At 71.1% G+C, this 17,600-nt stretch carries 16 protein-coding genes; 8 read left to right on the top strand and 8 right to left on the bottom strand.

Annotated features, from left to right (window positions below; genetic code table 11):
* Positions 1-115: 115 nt before the first annotated feature.
* Together FHR66_RS15615 and FHR66_RS15610 are read right to left on the bottom strand one after the other, a co-directional pair.
* Entirely contained in the window at positions 116-622 is a 507-nt protein-coding gene (locus tag FHR66_RS15615) for a SecDF P1 head subdomain-containing protein (protein WP_160968676.1), read from the bottom strand.
* 229 nt (positions 623-851) lie between these two features.
* Positions 852-1,589 carry a ComF family protein gene (locus FHR66_RS15610; protein WP_456361769.1) on the bottom strand — a complete coding sequence of 246 codons (738 nt, stop codon included), beginning with the start codon at positions 1,587-1,589 and terminating at the stop codon, positions 852-854.
* A 49-nt stretch (positions 1,590-1,638) separates the two neighbouring features.
* Here FHR66_RS15610 and bioB point away from each other — a divergent pair, with 49 nt between their 5' ends.
* The 6 genes from bioB to bioC all read left to right on the top strand — a co-directional run bounded on the left by bioB (position 1,639) and on the right by bioC (position 7,678).
* Positions 1,639-2,682 carry a biotin synthase BioB gene (gene bioB / locus FHR66_RS15605; protein ID WP_160968680.1) on the top strand — a complete coding sequence of 348 codons (1,044 nt, stop codon included), beginning with the start codon at positions 1,639-1,641 and terminating at the stop codon, positions 2,680-2,682.
* 105 nt (positions 2,683-2,787) lie between these two features.
* On the top strand, positions 2,788-3,993 hold the full coding sequence (gene bioF / locus FHR66_RS15600; protein WP_160968682.1) for an 8-amino-7-oxononanoate synthase: 1,206 nt from the start codon (positions 2,788-2,790) through the stop codon (positions 3,991-3,993).
* Positions 3,990-4,337 carry a DUF7079 family protein gene (locus tag FHR66_RS15595; RefSeq protein WP_160968684.1) on the top strand — a complete coding sequence of 116 codons (348 nt, stop codon included), beginning with the start codon at positions 3,990-3,992 and terminating at the stop codon, positions 4,335-4,337. Before bioF ends, FHR66_RS15595 begins: the two co-directional genes overlap by 4 nt.
* Positions 4,338-4,386: 49 nt before the next feature.
* Positions 4,387-5,148: a pimeloyl-ACP methyl ester esterase BioH gene (bioH, locus tag FHR66_RS15590; protein ID WP_160968686.1), complete on the top strand. Its 762-nt coding sequence runs from the start codon at positions 4,387-4,389 to the stop codon at positions 5,146-5,148.
* A 732-nt stretch (positions 5,149-5,880) separates the two neighbouring features.
* The gene (locus tag FHR66_RS15585; protein ID WP_160968688.1) at positions 5,881-6,663 is read left to right on the top strand and encodes an SDR family oxidoreductase; all 783 of its coding nucleotides are present in this window, start codon (positions 5,881-5,883) and stop codon (positions 6,661-6,663) included.
* 124 nt (positions 6,664-6,787) lie between these two features.
* Positions 6,788-7,678: a malonyl-ACP O-methyltransferase BioC gene (gene bioC, locus FHR66_RS15580; protein ID WP_160968690.1), complete on the top strand. Its 891-nt coding sequence runs from the start codon at positions 6,788-6,790 to the stop codon at positions 7,676-7,678.
* Here bioC and FHR66_RS15575 read toward each other — a convergent pair.
* The 4 genes from FHR66_RS15575 to FHR66_RS15560 all read right to left on the bottom strand — a co-directional run bounded on the left by FHR66_RS15575 (position 7,646) and on the right by FHR66_RS15560 (position 11,317).
* Positions 7,646-9,160, bottom strand: coding sequence for an ArnT family glycosyltransferase (locus tag FHR66_RS15575; RefSeq protein WP_160968692.1), 1,515 nt, complete (start codon positions 9,158-9,160; stop codon positions 7,646-7,648). The genes bioC and FHR66_RS15575 overlap by 33 nt on opposite strands.
* A gap of 116 nt (positions 9,161-9,276) precedes the next feature.
* A complete protein-coding gene (locus FHR66_RS15570) occupies positions 9,277-9,705 on the bottom strand; it encodes a ketosteroid isomerase-related protein (RefSeq protein WP_160968694.1) in 429 nt (142 codons plus the stop codon).
* A gap of 53 nt (positions 9,706-9,758) precedes the next feature.
* Positions 9,759-10,373 (bottom strand): YdcF family protein, encoded by a 615-nt coding sequence (locus FHR66_RS15565; RefSeq protein WP_160968696.1) that lies wholly within the window; start codon positions 10,371-10,373, stop codon positions 9,759-9,761.
* Entirely contained in the window at positions 10,358-11,317 is a 960-nt protein-coding gene (locus tag FHR66_RS15560) for a pyridoxal-phosphate dependent enzyme (protein WP_160968698.1), read from the bottom strand. The genes FHR66_RS15565 and FHR66_RS15560 overlap by 16 nt, the downstream gene beginning before the upstream one ends.
* A gap of 164 nt (positions 11,318-11,481) precedes the next feature.
* Here FHR66_RS15560 and FHR66_RS15555 point away from each other — a divergent pair, with 164 nt between their 5' ends.
* Together FHR66_RS15555 and mnmG are read left to right on the top strand one after the other, a co-directional pair.
* Positions 11,482-12,003 (top strand): hypothetical protein, encoded by a 522-nt coding sequence (locus tag FHR66_RS15555; protein ID WP_160968700.1) that lies wholly within the window; start codon positions 11,482-11,484, stop codon positions 12,001-12,003.
* A 508-nt stretch (positions 12,004-12,511) separates the two neighbouring features.
* Entirely contained in the window at positions 12,512-14,401 is a 1,890-nt protein-coding gene (gene mnmG, locus FHR66_RS15550) for a tRNA uridine-5-carboxymethylaminomethyl(34) synthesis enzyme MnmG (protein ID WP_160968702.1), read from the top strand.
* Between the two features lie 398 nt (positions 14,402-14,799).
* On the opposite strand, the gene FHR66_RS15545 is transcribed toward mnmG, so the two are convergent.
* Both FHR66_RS15545 and FHR66_RS15540 read right to left on the bottom strand, forming a co-directional pair.
* Positions 14,800-15,759 (bottom strand): alpha/beta hydrolase, encoded by a 960-nt coding sequence (locus FHR66_RS15545; protein ID WP_160968704.1) that lies wholly within the window; start codon positions 15,757-15,759, stop codon positions 14,800-14,802.
* A 612-nt stretch (positions 15,760-16,371) separates the two neighbouring features.
* The gene (locus tag FHR66_RS15540) at positions 16,372-17,229 is read right to left on the bottom strand and encodes a PA4780 family RIO1-like protein kinase (RefSeq protein ID WP_160968706.1); all 858 of its coding nucleotides are present in this window, start codon (positions 17,227-17,229) and stop codon (positions 16,372-16,374) included.
* Positions 17,230-17,600 lie beyond the last annotated feature (371 nt).

Genomic DNA, 17,600 nt, shown 5'->3' with positions numbered 1-17,600 from the left:
ATGCCGACATCGTGACGCCCAGTCAGCGCCCATCTCCAGCCAGGCCAGCGGTTCGTCCCACGCAGGACCGGAGAACGACGCGGCATCCAGCCGCGCCTCATCGCACCGGCACGTTCTAGCGCTTGCCGTCCTGCGCTGGCGCATCCGCGGCCGGCGCGCGGGTCAACAGCGCGAATGCCCGCTGCTGTTCCTGCACGTCCTGCAGCCCGCTGATCCGCAGGCTATCGCCCGGCAACGGCGCCATGATCGTGGCCACGGTCAGCACCCGTCCGTCGGCCAAGAGCGCGATCGGCTTGCCGACATTCTGCTCGGTGGCCTGGGTCAGACGTTGGCCGTGTCCAGGAAAGCGCAGATCCAGCGCCGGCTGCCCATCGCCGTTGTCGGCGGGCGCCACGGTCGCCGCATTCTCGACGACCAGCAGCGGCTGCGGCGCCAGGTACACCGGCTGCCCGTGGTAGTCGGCCTGAGCATAGTCGGGCGCGGGTGTGTGGCTGACCAGGCGCCATTCCATCTTCGCCTTGACCGGGCTGGCATCGGCGGCGTCCGGTGCCTTGCCGTCTCCACACCCGGTGGCACCGAAGACACACAGCGCCATCGACAGACCCAAAGCCATCCAGCGCATCGCAAGCTCCTTTCGTTGAGGTCGTCACGATCATAAAGCCGCGTGCGTCTGCCGACCGTTCATACGCACAGGCGCAAGCGCCTGGCGGAGACCGCCGCTGCAGCGCGTCGGCCGATACGCGCGCAACGCGGCGCGTACCGGTTGTCTTGCACGGCACGCAAAGCGTCCCGCCCCGGGCGCCTTCCAGCTGAGCCCAGCCGCTGCACCACGCGCGACAGAGGCGCCACGCTCACGGCACCCGCGCCACCACCCAGGCATCGACCCGGGCGACGCCGGCACGCCGCAGTGCCTGTGCCGCGGCGTGCAGGGTCGCGCCGGTGGTCATCACGTCGTCGACCAGCGCCACATGCGCCGGCAGCACCGCTGACGCCGACGCCGGCACCGCGAACGCACCGCGCAGATTGCGCCGGCGCGCGCGGGCATCCAGTTCGGATTGTGCAGCGGTCGCGCGCACTCGCTGCAGCTCCAGGCACAGCGGCAGCGCCAACGCGCGCGCCAATGGCCGCGCCAGTTCCAGCGCCTGGTCGTAGCCACGCTGGCGCAGCCGCGCCGGATGCAGCGGCACCGGCAGCAGCGCCTGCGGCCGCGGCAGCGCCGCGCAGCGTGCCTGCAGCAGCGCGGCGAGCAACCGCCCGGCCGCCAGGTCCTGGTGGAACTTGAAGCGACGCAATAGGCCATCGACCGGCGCGGCGTACACGCAGGCGCTGGCGACCCGCTCCAGCGGCGGCGGCCGGCGTTGGCACACGCCGCAGACCTGTTCGGCATCCAGCGCCGGCAACGGCAGCGCACAGCGGCAGCAGGCCGCCGCATTCCAGGGCACGCCTTCGCGACAGGCCACACACAGGTCCAGGCCCGGCACGCCAGGCTCCCCGCAGACCAGGCAGCGTTCCGGCAGCAGGCGGCGCTGCAGCCACCGCCAGCCACCGTCAACCAAACCAGCCATCGTGAAGTTGACAGGACTTTGCATGCTCACCAGACTGCCCGCTTTCCCAGCCGCTGACCGTCAGGAAACCCCCATGTCCGCTGTCGTCCGACACGACTGGCAACGCCAGGAATTGCTCGCCCTGTTCGATCTGCCGTTCCCGGAACTGCTGCACCGCGCCGCCGCCGTGCACCGCGAACACTTCGATCCGGCACAGGTACAGGTGTCCACCCTGCTGTCGGTGAAGACCGGCGGCTGCCCGGAGGACTGCGCGTACTGCCCGCAGGCGCAGCGCTACGCCACCGGCGTGGAAGCGCAGAAGCTGATGAGCACCGAGGCGGTACTGGACAAGGCGCGCCAGGCCAAGGCCGCTGGCGCCTCGCGGTTCTGCATGGGCGCGGCCTGGCGCTCGCCCAAGGACCGCGACATCCCGAAGGTGGCGGAGATGATCCGCGAGGTGAAGGCGCTGGGCCTGGAGACCTGCGCCACCCTGGGCATGCTCGACGGCACCCAGGCGCAGGCGCTGAAGGCGGCCGGGCTGGACTACTACAACCACAATCTGGACACCGCGCCGGATTTCTACGACTCGATCATCCACACCCGCCAGTACCAGGACCGCCTGGACACGCTGACCCACGTCCGCGACGCCGGCCTGAAGACCTGCTGCGGCGGCATCGTCGGCATGGGCGAGTCGCGCGACCAGCGCGCCGGCCTGCTGCAAGCGCTGGCCAACCTGCCGGTGCATCCGGACTCGGTGCCGATCAACCGCCTGGTGCAGGTCGCCGGCACCCCGCTGCACGGCACGGTCGAGCTGGACCCGTTCGAGTTCGTGCGCACGATCGCGGTTGCCCGCATCGCGATGCCGCGGGCGATGGTGCGGCTGTCGGCCGGGCGCGAGAGCATGAGCGACGAACTGCAGGCGCTGTGCTTCTGCGCCGGCGCCAACTCGATCTTTTACGGCGAGAAGCTGCTGACCACCGGCAACCCGGACACCGAGCGCGACCAGGCGCTGTTCGCGCGGCTGGGGCTGCGGCCGATGCAGGTGACGGTGGACGCCGACGCGCACGACCACCCCGGCACCGTGCACGCGGACATCACCGCCCAGCCCACGCCGGCGATCGCCGCCGCCCTGGTCTGAGCCCGCCCCGCGCGTCCGTCCGCCGATCCGGCCGTCCATCGCCGGCGGCGCCCGACCCGGCCGGGGACGCGCTACGCTAACCGGCCCGTTGCCCGTCCCGCGCCCATGGCCCGTCCCGACCTGCACGACCGCATCCAGTCCGCACGCGCCTTGCGCGAAGCGCAGGGGCGCCTGCGCGTGCGCCGCAGCGTCGGCCGCCGCGACGGCGTGCGCCTTGAGGTAGACGGCCGCTGGCTGACCGGCTTCTGCAGCAACGACTACCTGGGCCTGGCCCAGCAGTTCGAAGTGGTCGCGGCGCTGCAGGACGCGGCCGCGCGCGAGGGCGCCGGCGCCACCGCCTCGCACCTGGTGTGCGGCCACCACGCGCTGCACGAGGCGCTGGAACACGAGATCGCCGACTGGCTCGGCTATCCGCAGGCGCTGCTGTTCGGCAGCGGCTTCATCGCCAACCTGGCGGTGCAGCAGGCGCTGTTGAGCGAGGAAGAAGACGTGTGCGTGCAGGACCGGCTCAACCACGCCAGCCTGCTCGACGCCAGCCGCCTGGCCGGCTGCCGCCTGCGCCGCTATCCGCACCTGGATGCCGAAGGCGCGATGCGCCAACTCAAGCATGCCGCCGACGGCGCGGCGATGCTGGCCACCGATGGCGTGTTCAGCATGGATGGCGATGTCGCCCCGCTGCGCTCGCTGGCGCTGGTGGCGCGCACGCAACAGGCACTGCTGTACGTGGACGACGCCCACGGCGTCGGCGTGGTCGGCCCGCATGGGCGCGGCAGCGTCGCCGAGGCCGGCCTGGGTGTGGACGACGTTCCGCTGCAGCTGGTGACCCTGGGCAAGGCGCTGGGCGGCTACGGCGCCGCAGTGGTCGGCGATGCGGCGCTGATCCGGCACCTGGCCGAAACCGCGCGGCCGTATCTGTACACCACCGCGCTGCCGCCGGCGCAGGCCGCCGCGTCGCTGGCGGCGGTCAAGCTGGCGCGGCGCGACCAGTGGCGGCGCGAACGCCTGGTCGAACTGATCGCCCTGTTCCGTGGCGGCGCACGCCGTCATGGCCTGGAACTGATGGCTTCGGACACGCCGATCCAGCCGCTGCTGTGCGGCGAGGAGCGCACCGCGCTGGCGTGGTCGACGGCGCTGGAACAGGCCGGCTACCTGGTCTCGGCGATCCGTCCACCGACCGTGCCGGAAGGCAAGTCGCGGCTGCGCGTGACCTTGTCGGCACTGCACACGCCGGCGCAGGTGCAGGCGCTGCTGGATGCGCTGGCGCTGGCCCGCGACCGCGTGGCCGCACATCCACCCGGCCTGCCGGCGTGAGCGAGGACGCCGCCCGGCGCAAGGTCTGGGACGCGTTGTCGGAGCTGTACCTGGACGATGCGGTCGACGCCCGCCATGCCCATATCGCCGCCGTGCTCGCCGCCTCGCCGTTCGCCACCGACGCGCTGTGGCAGATGCTGCGCGACGACGTGCATCCGCGGCTGGCGCCGAACCTGCTGACGCCGGCCGGCGCCTGGCAGGGCATCGACGGCGACTGGCTGAGCGCGGCGATCCAGCGCCGCAGCGGCGTGCGCCGCTGGTCGGCCTGGCGCACCCGCGACTATCCCCGCCGGCAGTGGCAACTGCTGCTGCCGCAGGTGCTGGCGCAGCGCGCGGCGCACTGACGCGGCATTCGACGCCGCCTTTCCTGTTCCTTTGCGACGACGGACGACGATGCATATCGACATCCTGGGACAAGGCCCCGACGTGGTCCTGCTGCACGGCTGGGCACTGAACGGCGGCATCTTCGCGCCATTGGTCGAGCGCCTGTCGGCGCAGTACCGCCTGCACCTGGTGGACCTGCCCGGGCACGGCCACAGCCGCGGCGACGACACGCCGCTGGCGCTGCCGCACGTGGTCAGCGCGATCGCCGCGGCCACGCCGCCGGCAGTGTGGTTGGGCTGGTCGCTGGGCGGACTGTTCGCGCTGCACGCCGCCGCCACGCAACCGCAGGTACGCGGCCTGGCGATGCTCGCGGCGACACCGCGCTTCGTGCGCGGCAGCGATTGGCCGCACGCGGTAGAGCCGCAGGTATTCGAACAGTTCGGCCGCGATCTCGCCGAGGACTACCGCGGCACCCTCGACCGCTTCCTGGCACTGGACACGCTCGGCTCGGCGCACGCCCGCGCCGAACTGCGCACCCTGCGCGACGCGCTCGACGCGCGCGGCGCGCCCGACCCGCACGTACTGCAGGACGGCCTGACCCTGCTGGAACGCACCGACCTGCGCCGCGCCCTGCCCGGCCTGCGCGTGCCCAGCCTGTGGATCGGCGGCCAACGCGACCGCCTGGTCCCGCCCGCGGGCATGGAGGCCGCCGCGGCGCTAGCGCCGAACGCGCGCGCACTGATCGTCGCCGGCGGCGGCCACGCCCCGTTCCTCGGCCATGCCGACGCCGTCGCCGAAGCGCTGCGCGACTTTCTGGCGGCGCTGGACTAGCGGCGTCGCGCCGCGTGGACGATCCACGGCCGTGCCGTGGGAGCGGCGTCGGTCGCGGCACATGTTCGGCCAATCGCGTCGCGGCTGAAGTCAATCCCATAAAAAGCCGAAATCGGAATTCTTCCGGGACCGCGGGGCGATTGCGATTGCACTGTGGGAGGGACTTCAGTCCCGACGACTGGACCTGGCGGCCTCCATTCCTCTCACCCAGACAGTCCTGCAACGCGCGGACGCATGGCATCCCGATCGCGTCCGAAGACGGTGGACTTCCCGACTCCGTTCGTCGCGACCGCATGACGGTCGACTCCCACACTGCATCACGCACCCCGTACCGACGTCAGAAAGACGCAAGCGGCTCCATCATGGAACTCAACTGTCATGCAGCCGCGACAAGCGACGCCGAAAGCCCGCTGACACCCTCCGTCGTCGGGACTGAAGTCCCTCCCACAAGGATGCCCACCCCATCCCTGCGAGAGCGGCTTCAGGACACCTCGACCCCGAAAACTGGATCTGCATCTTTCGCAACCGACTGATCCGTCTGGCGCGCGATTCTTTAAGTCGAGGTTTTTAGAGGTGCCCTTCAGTCGCCACGCATGGCAGCCACGCGCAGCGCAGCGAAAGCCGCTCCGGCACAGGTCTTGCGCGCTCAACCGTCCTGCCGTCGCGCTGCGACGCTGGCCGCCGCAACGCCGATGTCCGATCATTGCGACTTCTTCGAACGGGAGTGCATGCATGGACCTGGGAATCGCCGGCAAGTGGGCGCTGGTCTGCGCCGCGAGCAAGGGGCTGGGACTGGGCTGCGCGCAGGCGCTGGCCCGCGAAGGCGTGCATGTGGTGATCGTGGCGCGCGGCCAGGCCGGGCTGGATGCGGCCGCGGCGCAGTTGCGCGCGCTCGACGGCGGTGGCGAGGTGGTCGCGGTGGCCGCGGACATCGCCACCGAATCCGGACGCGCCGCCGCACTGGCCGCCTGCCCACAGGTCGACATCCTGATCAACAACGCCGGCGGTCCGCCGCCCGGCGATTTCCGCGAGTGGGAACGCGAGGATTGGTTGCGCGCGCTCGACGCCAACATGCTGGCGCCGATCGCATTGATCCGCGCCACCGTCGATGCGATGCAGGCGCGCGGCTTCGGCCGCATCGTCAACATCACCTCGGCCGCGGTGAAGGCGCCGATCGACAGCCTGGGCCTGTCCAACGGCGCGCGCGCCGGCCTCACCGGCTTCGTCGCCGGACTGGCGCGGCGCACGGTGGCGCACAACGTCACCATCAACAACCTGCTGCCCGGGCAGTTCGACACCGATCGCCTGCGCGGCAACATCGCCCACGCCGCACAGCGCGAGGGTGTCGACCCCGCCGCACTGGCCGAACGCAAGCGCCGGCAGATTCCGGCCGGGCGCTTCGGCACCACGGAGGAGTTCGGCGCAGCCTGCGCCTTCCTGTGCAGCGCGCAGGCCGGTTACCTGAGCGGACAGAACCTGTTGCTGGACGGCGGCAGCTATCCGGGGACGTTCTGAAAAGCTGGGATTGGGGATTCGGGAGTGGGGATTCATAAGCCGAGATTGGCAGCGCGTGCGCAGAACGCGGTGATGCAGACGCCACAACTGGCCGCAGCGCGGCGCGGGCGGCGATAATGCGCGGATGGATCCTTCCGCGTTCGACTCCCAGCACATCCGCCGCGCGTTCGCGCGTGCCGCCGCCAGTTACGACGCCGCCGCGGCGCTACAGCGCGAGGTGCAGGGGCGCTTGCTGGAATCGCTGGACTACCTCGGCGACCGCGTCCCGCAGGTGGTGCTGGACGTGGGCAGCGGCCCGGCGCATGCCGCCGCGGCGATGAAGAAGCGCTGGCCGCGCGCGCAGGTGATCGCGCTCGACCAGGCCCTGCCGATGTTGCAGCAGGCCAAGCGCCAGGCCGGCTGGTGGAAGCCGTTCGGTCGCGTCTGCGCCGATGCGCGCGCGCTGCCGCTGGCCGAGCACAGCGTCGATGTGATCTTCAGCAATCTGTGCCTGCAGTGGGTCGAGGACCTGCCGGCGGTGTTCGCCGGGTTCCGCCGCGTGCTCAAGCCCGGCGGGCTGCTGCTGTGTTCCAGCTTCGGCCCGGACACGCTGATCGAACTGCGCGAGGCATTCGCCCAGGCCGACCGGACGACGCCGCATGTGAGTCGCTTCGCGCCGATCGCGCAATTCGGCGATGCGCTGATGCTGTCGGGCTTCCGCGATCCGGTGCTGGACCGCGACGTGTTCAACCTGACCTACCCGGACCTCGCCGCACTGATGCGCGAACTGCGCGCGATCGGCGCCACCAACGCGCTGCAGGCGCGCCGCCATACCCTCACCGGCCGTGGCCGGTTCGCTGCCGCCACCGCCGCCTACGAGCCGCTGCGCGGTGCCGACGGTACCCTGCCCAGCACCTGGGAAGTGATCTACGCGCACGCCTGGGCACCGCCGCCGGGTGCGCCGATCCGCGAGGGCGGCAGCGAGATCGCCGCGGTGCCGCTGTCAGCGATCCCGATCCGCCGCCGCGGCGACTGAGCCGGGCCGCACCCGGAACAGCACCCGCCCCTGGTAGAGCGCACCGAGCGCCTGCGCGTGCATACCCTGCACGGCGATGCGTTCGGCCACCTGCGGCCAGGCCACCTCCTTGCACACCCACACGCGGCCGGCACGTGGTTGCCGCAGCAGCGTCGCCAGGTCGGCGTCGTACTCGGGACCGAAGCGCGGCGCGTCGGGCAATGGATCCAGGCGGATCTTGCGCACCTGCGCGCCCAGTTCCAGGCGCAGGCCGTAGCGCGCCATGTCTTCGACGAACACCACCTCGCGCACCGGTGCGCCGGCACGCTGGGCGATCGCGTGCGCCCAGGCGCCGGCATCCTTGTGCGTGGGCAGCAGCGCCAGCGCCAGCTTGAGCGCCAGCAACAACGCGCACCACGCCAGCAGCCACGGCCAGCGCCACGGCGCGCGCCCCTCCTGCGCGCGCTGCCATGCCGCCAACAGTGCCAGCGGCGCGAACAGCGGCAGCACGTACAGCGGCAGCCGCGAGCGCGACAGGCACAGCACCAGCAGCGGCACCAGCAGCCACAGCGTCAGCAGCAGCGGCGCGGCCTGCTGCAGGCGCAGTGCAGGATCGCGCCACCACTGTCGCAGGTGCCGCGGCAGCTGCCAGGCCCAGCGCGCCAGCGCCGGCGTCCACGGCAGCGTGCCCAGGACCAGGATCGGCGCATACGCCACCGCCCAGCCGTACCACTGCGCGTTGCGCCCGAACGCATCGCTGGCCACGCGCTTGACCACCTCGTCGCCGACGAAGTACTGCAGCAACCCCGGATGGCCGTGGATCACCGCCAGATACCAGGGCAGCGCCAGCACCGCGAACAGGACGATGCCGGAGATCTGCAGCGCGCGGCGCGGCGGCCCCGGCGTCACCGCGTTGAACAGCAACAGTGCCGGCAGCGGCAGCAGGCCGGGTGGGCCCTTGGTCATGAACGCCAGGGCGAAGCCGGCCCACATTGCCGCGATCCAGCGCTTGCCCTGGCCGGGCGGATGCGCCCGCGCTTCGACGAAGGCCCACACCGCCAGGGTCTCGCAGGCGGCGAGCAGGAAGTCGGTGGAAATCCATTGCGACGCGCCGAACGGCGCCAGCATGGTCGCGTAGAGCAGGGCCGCCTGCGCCGGCAGTTCGGGCCGTTCGGGAAACAGCCGCGCGGCCAGGCGCCAGACCAGCAGCACGCACAGCAGGTACGCCAACGCCGAGGGCAGCCGCGCCACCCACGGCGACGGCCCGAAGACGGCAACACTGGCGGCGATCGCCCAGTAGGTCAGCGGCGGCTTGGTCCAGTGCGCCACGTCCTCGCTGCGCCGGGGCGTGAGCCAGTCGCCGCTGTGCAGCATGTTCAGCGCGACGTTGGAGTAACGGCCTTCGTCGGCGTCCCAGATCCCGCGCATGCCCAGCAGGGCCAGGGCGAGCGTGCAGGCGAGCAGCGCCACCGCGACGGCCGGGGAACGAAGCAGCGCGCGCATCGGCAGTCCTCTCGGTCGGCGCGGCGACCATAGCCGCGGCACCTGCGGCCGCAGATGACGGCCAGCGGACAGTTCTGCGACAGCGCGAACGCGCCGGCTTCAGGCCGGCGCGCGACTCACGCGGAGACCTGCGCGATCCAGTCTTCCAGGTTGTAGTAGTTGCTGACCCGGGCGATCTTGCCGTCGCGGATGTCGAAGAACGCCCCGCCCGGCAGCACGTAGCGCTGGCCGCGCGCCTCCGGCAGGCCGGTGTCGGTGTGATGGTATTCGCCGTGCACCACGTACTCGGCCGCGGCGCGGCGACCGTCCTGCGCGGCCAGCACCACGATGTCCTGCAACTGCTCGCGGTAGCTGGCATTCATGCGCTGCAGGAAGGCGGCGAACGCCTCTTTGCCCGTCTCGCGCGCGCCCTGGTTGAGATCGTGGGCGACGTCGTCGCTGAGCATACCCAGCATGCCGTCCCAGTCGCCGCGGTTGAACGCGGCGTAATAGGCCTGGACCAGGGCGATGGCCTGATCCTGCACAGGAACTCCGTGGTTGCTCATGGCTGCCGCCCTCGGGCCGTGGAAAGGCCCATCATACGGTCTCGCCACCGCCCTCAGGCGGCCTGCTCCAGCAGGTCGCGATGGAAGAAGTACAGCTCCTGCAGCAGGAAGCGCCAGCGGGTCTGGAAGCTGCGGAAGCGGCTGCTCGGCGTCGACGAGGCCAGCGCGTCGATCTGCAGTTCCTCGCACAGCCGCAGCGCCCGCGCCATGTGCAGCGGATCGCTGACCACGATCACCCGGTGCAGGCCGTGCTCGCGCATCAGCCGGCGCGCCTCGATCAGGTTCTGCCGGGTGGTGCGCGACACCGTCTCGATCAGGATCGCGTCGGCCGGCACGTCGTGGCGCAGCGCGTAGCGCCGGGCCACCTGCGACTCGGCGAAGCGCGCGCCGTTGCCGAAGCCGCCGGTGAAGATCAGGGTCGGCGCGTAGCCGCGCTGGTACAGGTCCAGGCCGTGGCGGATGCGCTCCTCGAATACCGGCGAGGGCTTGGCGTCGTAGGCCGCCGCGCCGAGCACGATGATCGCGTCGGCCGGCGCCGCCTGGTCGCGGTCGCCGACCCAGACGATGTAGATCGCCACGCCCAGCAGCCACAGCCCCAGCAACGCCGCCAGGCGCAGCAGCCAGCGCAGCCAGCGGAAGCCACCCCGCGCTCTCATGCCGCGCCCCACGGCAAGGCGTCCAGGTCGACGTTGCCGCCGGACAGGATCACCCCCACCCGGCGCCCGGCGAAGCGCGCCGGCTGCGCCAGTACCGCCGCCAGGGCGATCGCCGAGGACGGCTCCACCACCTGCTTGAGCACCTGCCACAGCAGCCGCATCGCCGCCACGGTCGCCGCGTCCTCGACCACCAGCACCTCGGCATGGCCGTGCAGCAGGGCGAAGTTGGGTTCGCCGAGGCTGCCGCGCAGGCCGTCGCAGACGGTGTCCGGTTGCATGTCCACACGGCGCTCGCCGGCAGCCAGCGAGCGCGCGGTGTCGGCGGCGCCGGCCGGCTCGGCCAGCAGCAGCTGCGCCTGCGGCGCCCGCGCCGACAGGGTCAGGCGGCTGCCCGCGGCCAGGCCGCCGCCGCCGACCGGCACCACCAGCAAATCCAGCCCGCCGCTGGCGTCCAGCAGTTCCAGCGCGGCGGTGCCCTGCCCGGCGATCACCGCAGGATCGGCATAGGGATGCACCAGGGTCGCGCCGGTGTCGCGCTGCACCTGGGCGCACAGCGCCTCGCGCGCGGCGATGTTCGGCGCGCAGCGCCACAGCGTGGCGCCGTGGCGGGCGATGTTGGCGAGCTTGGCGGCGACCGCCCCCTCCGGCACCACCACATGGCAGCCGATGCCACGGGTGCGCGCGGCCAGGGCCAGGGCCGCGCCGTGGTTGCCGGAAGAGTGGGTGACCACACCGCGCTTCGCCTGCGCCGGGTCAAGTGCCCACACCGCGTTGCAGGCACCGCGGAACTTGAACGCGCCGCCGCGCTGCAGGTGTTCGGCCTTGAAGTACAGCTGCGCGCCGGTGGCGGCATCCAGCGCCCGCGAGCGCAGCACCGGGGTCGGCCGCGCGTGCGCGGCAATGCGTGCGGCGGCCGCCAGGACGTCGCCGAACTCGGGCAGAAAACGTGAGACCATGCGCGAAAGGGTAGCGTATCGTCGCCAACGTGCAGCGTCCGCCAACCGTGCCGGTTCGCCGCCGTTGCGCGCAACTTAAGCGTTCAAGTGCAGCCGATGAAGTTAAGGGGGGATTCAATGCCACGGACCGAACCTGTCAGCCAGCCTGCTGGAGGGCAAACGCCATGAAACTGCGCCTGATCTGCGCCGCTGGACTGCTGGCCGCACTGGGCGGCTGCGCCACCTACGATTACGCCGGAGGCGGCGACGGTGGCTACTACCGTGGCGCCCCCTCGGTCGAATACCGCTATCCGGCCGGTTACTCCGAGTACTACTCGCCCTACGGGGCGGTGCCCTACTACGGCTACGGCCCGGCGTACTACGGCTACTACGGGTATGGCGTGCCGTATTACTACTACCGTGGCTACGACGGCCCGCGTCACCGCCCGCCGCCGCGGCCGCGGCCGGACGACGGTGGTTCGCGCCCGCCTCCGCCGCCGCCCAGCGTGGGCGGTCGGGTGCCCTCGCCCTGGCGCGACATGGATCGCCTGCGCCGTCCGGACGCGCTGAATTCGGCGCCGCGGCCGCAGTCCATGCAGCCGGCGCGGCCAGCGATGCAGCGTCCGGAAGGCATGCAGCGTCCGCCGGCGCCGCGCCCCGGCAATATGGGTCGCAGCAATGGGACACGTCGCACACTCGAACCCTGAGAAAGGGCTTGCGTTCGCCTGTCCCAGCACGCACTCTACGTCGTACGGGGTGACCGTCTGCGTCGCTTTATGACCCGAAGGGGTCGACCCCACTGTCTATGTCGATGTCCGACAGGGAAATCTGGATCCCCCCTGTTCCGGCCCTGTCGGGCGTCGGCGCCTCACAACGAAAAGCCCCGGTTCGCCGGGGCTTTTCGCGTTGGGGCCTTGCCGTTGCTGGCGCGGCGCCGGCGATGCGCGAAAGACGGGCATAAAAAAGGGCCGGTAGTCCCCCGACTACCGGCCCCCAGCTCCCCCAACGTGCGCGTGACTGGCCCCTGTTCCAATTCCAGTCATACGCCCCTGACGCATTGCCACGTTGGGTGCAGTGGGAATATCTGCAGATTGCGTGCCAACTTGAGGCCCGGATCTGCAATTTGTGATGCAACCGCTAAAATTCCTGTTTCCGCCCTTGGCGATCCCGCCTGCGGCCCCTGCTGCCGGTCCCGCGCCGGCCGACGAGACCCCGATGAGCGACTCCTTCTACCGCTATGACGTGATCGTGATCGGCGGCGGCCATGCCGGCACCGAGGCGGCGCTGGCGTCCGCGCGTGCCGGCGCGCGCACCCTGCTGCTGACCCACAACTTGGAGACGGTGGGAGCGATGAGCTGCAACCCGGCCATCGGCGGCATCGGCAAGGGCCACCTGGTCAAGGAGATCGACGCGCTGGGCGGGGCGATGGCCCAGGCCGCGGACCTGGCCGGCATCCAGTGGCGCACCCTCAACGCCTCCAAGGGCCCGGCGGTGCGCGCGACCCGCTGCCAGGCCGACCGCAACCTGTACCGCAGCGCGATCCGGCGCCTGGTCGAGGCGCAGCCGAACCTGACCCTGTTCCAGGCCGCGGTGGACGACCTGGTGATGGACGGCGAGCGCGTGCGCGGCGTGCTGACCCAGACCGGGCTGCGCTTCGAGGCCGCGGCGGTCGTGCTGACCGCCGGCACCTTCCTGGCCGGCAAGATCCACATCGGCCAGACCCAGTACGCCGGCGGCCGCGCCGGCGATCCGCCGGCCACCGCGCTGGCGCAGGCACTGCGCGACGGTCGCTTCGGCGTGGACCGGCTCAAGACCGGCACCCCGCCGCGCATCGACGGGCGCAGCCTGGACTACACGGCGATGGAGGAACAGCCCGGCGACGATCCGCTGCCGGTGATGTCCTTCCTGGGCGAGGTCGCCCAGCATCCGCGCCAGGTCTCGTGCTGGATCACCCACACCACCGAGCGCACCCACGCCATCATCCGCGGCGCGCTGGACCGCTCGCCGCTGTACACCGGGCAGATCGAGGGCATCGGCCCGCGCTACTGCCCCTCGATCGAGGACAAGGTGGTGCGCTTCGCCGAAAAGGCCAGCCACCAGATCTTCGTCGAGCCGGAAGGCCTGGACGTGGTCGAGATCTACCCCAACGGCATCTCCACCTCGCTGCCGTTCGACGTGCAGCTGGAGCTGGTGCGCTCGATCCGCGGCTTCGAGCGCGCCCACATCACCCGCCCCGGCTACGCCATCGAATACGACTTCTTCGACCCGCGCGGGCTCAAGGCCTCGCTGGAGACCAAGGCCATGCCCGGGCTGTTCTTCGCCGGGCAGATCAACGGCACCACCGGCTACGAGGAAGCCGCCGCGCAGGGCCTGATCGCCGGCCTCAACGCCGCGCGCCAGGTGCGCGGGCTGGAGCCGTGGTCGCCGCGCCGCGACCAGGCCTACATCGGTGTGCTGATCGACGACCTGATCACCCACGGCACCAGCGAGCCGTACCGCATGTTCACCAGCCGCGCCGAGTACCGGCTGCAGTTGCGCGAGGACAACGCCGACGCGCGCCTGACCGGGATCGGCCACGACCTGGGCATCGTCGATGCAACGCGCTGGGCGCGCTTCCAGGCCAAGCAGGAGGCGGTGGCACGCGAGAACGAGCGCCTGCGCGCGCTGTGGGCCACGCCGGGCAACGCGCTGGGCCGCGAGGTCGCGGCCACGCTGGGCGTGGCGGTGAGCCGCGAAACCAATGTGCTGGACCTGATCAAGCGCCCGGAGCTGGACTACGCCGCGCTGATGCGGGTGCCGTCGCTGGGCCCGGGCGTGGCCGATACGCAGGTGGCCGAGCAGGTGGAGATCGGCATCAAGTACGCCGGCTACCTGGACCGGCAGCGCGAAGAGATCGCGCGCCAGCAGCGCCACGAAGACACCCCGATCCCGGCCACGTTCGACTACGCGCAGGTGCGCGGGCTGTCGGCCGAAGTGCAGCAGAAGCTCGAGCGCGTGCGTCCGCAGACCGTAGGCCAGGCGCAGCGCATCCCCGGCATGACCCCGGCCGCGATCTCGCTGCTGCTGGTGCACTTGGAACGGGCGCGGCGTAGCCGGGTGGCGTGATCTGGCCCGGACGCGCATCGCCCGCGGCATTCGCGTAGGCGTCCACTGTCATGCAGCCGCGACAAGCGAAGCCGAAAGCCGACTGACACCCTCCGTCGTCGGGACTGAAGTCCCTCCCACAGTGCAGTCCTCCGACAAGGCGAGTGCCGCACCTGCGGGAGCGGCTTCAGCCGCGACGAGCGGAGTGGGCCGGCGATCGGGCCTCGGAGCGGCCGGGACCGAAGTCCCTGCCGGAACAAGCAGTTCGACAGGTCCGTGCCGGCAACCGACCGTGCATCGTTAGGAGTCCCCTGTCTTCAGCCGCGACAGGTTCCCTTAACGCCTGTCGCGGCTGAAGCCGCTACTACAGCATGCGGGCGGTACACGGCGCGATGCATTGCGATCGCGCCGTGCGGCATTCAGTCCCGGACGACCACCGGCAGCAGGCGCTGACGCAGCAGCAGCGCGGCCAGGTCCAGGGTTTCGCCGGCCACGCGCATCACGCCGCCCATGTTGATGAAGCCGTGGATCATGCCGGGGTGGACACGCACCAGGGTTTCCACGCCGGCCTCGCGCAGGCGCTGCGCATAGTGCAGGCCTTCGTCGTGCAGCGCGTCGCGGTCGGCCAGCACCACCAGCGCCGGGGCGACGCCGGCCACGTCCGGCGCGACCACCGGCGAGATGCGCCAGTCCGATGCCAGCGACGGGTCGGGCAGATACTGATTGTCGAAGAAGCGCATCGCCGCTTCGGTCAGCGGCGGGATGCCGGCGTTGTGTACGCGCGAGGGGAAGGGATTGTCCGGGCGCACGTCAGTGAGCGGATAGATCAGGATCTGGCAGCGCAGGGCGATGCCGGCATCGCGCGCGGCCAGCGCGGCGCTCGCCGCCAGGGCGCCGCCCATGCTGTCGCCGGCGACGGCCAGGCGCTGCGCATCGGCGCCGACCTCGCCCGGGTGCGCGGCCAACCAGTGCAACACGGCGATCACGTCCTCGATGCCGGCCGGCGCCGGATGCTCGGGCGCTAGCCGGTAGTCCACCGCCAGCACCTGGCAGCCGGCACGCGCTGCCAGTTGTCGGCACACGTCGTCGTGCGAGTCGAGGTCGCCGACCACGCCGCCGCCGCCATGCGCGTAGAGGCAGGTCGGCGCCGGGCCTGCGTCGAGGCCGTGCGGACGGTACAGGCGCAGCGGAATCGGCGCGGCCGGACCCGGCGCCTGCAGGTCGCGGACCTCTGCCATTTCCACACGCGCGAAACCGAACTGCGCAGCGACGCCACGCATCATCGCCCGCGCCTCGGGCAAGGGCAGTTCCTCCATCGGTGGCTGCCCGGACTGCTGCGCCAGGGCGAAGAAACGGACGACGTCTGGATCGAAATACATGGGTGGCCCTCCCAGGGCGGCTGCACAAGCGGCGTCGGCCAAATTGTTATTGCCGATAACCATTTTCGCAAATAAGCGAAATGGAACGACCATCACGGCGCTTGGCGGGTCAGCGGCAGGTGGCCGGTCGCGGTGGCGAAGAGGTGTGCGCAATGCAGGCGTGGCAAGGCTTCGCGCGGCTTGCGGCGCACACTGGCCGGTATCGCACCTGCACCGCCGCCGCATTGCAGCGCAGCATGGGCGTGCGCGAATGGGGCTCGCGCCACGGCGTGCCACCTATTCCCAGGTGCGCCGCGTCGAGGTTGGCGAGCGTCCGCTGGCGTTGTGGGTCGCAGCGCCCGCTTGGCGTCCGGTCACGCCGCGCTGTGTCGGCGGCGCGTTGATCAGCCCCAACCGAAGGGCACGGTCGCGCGCCTGTGGTCACGTGGCGATATTGGATTCGGTGCAATCGCACAGGCCCCGATTGAGCAGATCAGCCGATACGTTCAGTCTCGCCGAGGCCATGGGCGCCTTGCAGGCGGCCGTGGGGCTGCTGCATGCGGTCGCCCAGGCAGAGAGACTGGGCCACGTGCTCGTTTACGGCACGGCATGCTCGCGGGAGGAATGACAGCCCTAGTCGTCCTGCTCGGCGGCCTCGCGGCCCTGCTGGCGGATGATGGCTTCCTGCCGCGCGTCCTCGATCGAGGCGCGCACCGCGCGTACGTCGGCACGGCGGGTATCGAAGGTGAAGCGGCCGGTGAGCACGCTGTCCGGGCGCAGCGTGCCCTTCTCGTACAGCGCCCACATCTCCTCGCCGTAATGGGTGGCGTTGAGCTCGGGCGCGAAGCGGCCCAGGCAGTCGCGCAGGTTGTGCACGTCGCGCAGCAGCATGGTGCGGGCGGCGTTGTTGCCGGCGGCGCTCACCACCTGCGGGAAATCGATCACCACCGGGCCATCGGCGCCGACCAGCACGTTGTATTCGGACAGATCGCCATGGACCAGGCCCAGGCACAGCATCTTCACCACGTCGCCGACCAACTGCGTGTGGAAGGCCTCCGCCTGCGCCGGTTCCAGCTCGACTTCGCCCAGCCGCGGCGCGCTCTGGCCGTCGGCATCGGTGACCAGGTCCATCAGCAGCACGCCATGGAAGTAGCCGCGCGGCTGCGGCACGTGCACACCGGCATCGACCAGCTGGTACAGGGCGTTGGCCTCGGTGTCCTTCCACGCGGCTTCCTGCTCGCGGCGGCCGAACTTGCTGGCCTTGCCGATCGCCCGCGCCTGGCGGCTGCCGCGCACCTTGCGCCCTTCCTGGTACTGCACGCGGGCCTGGAAGCTGCGCTGCGCCATGTCCTTGTAGACCTTGGCGCAGAGCACGTCGTCACCGGCCTTGACCACGTAGACCGCGGCCTCCTTGCCGCTCTTGAGCGGGCGCAGCACGCCGTCGATGACGCCATCGTCGATCAGCGGCTGCAGGCTCGGGGGGATCTTCATCAGCTACGGGCACCTTGGGGTGGAGCCGGGATTATGGCCCACCCCCGCGCCGCGCCCGTCGACAAACAATCGCAGCGCCGGCGTGCGCCGGCGGAGTAGAGTGACGGCCACGGTCGCCGCCAGTGCGGCAGAGTCCGGGTTTCCACAGCATGAACGTCACGAGGGTGTCATGAGCAAGGGCATGGATCAGAAGAAGAGCGAGAAGAAGCAGCCGACCAAGACGCTGAAGGAAAAGCGCGCGGCCAAGCAGGAAAAGAAGAAGGGCTGAGTGGATCCGGCCCCGCCGCAACGCTGCGGACGGGGTCGGACACAGCGCGGACGGCGCCGATGGACGGAAGCGTCCATGCCGTCCGCGGAGGGACCACGCCGCC

The organism is Xanthomonas sp. F4 (genome assembly GCF_011761895.1).
This window is presented reverse-complemented; position numbering and strand designations above follow the sequence as displayed.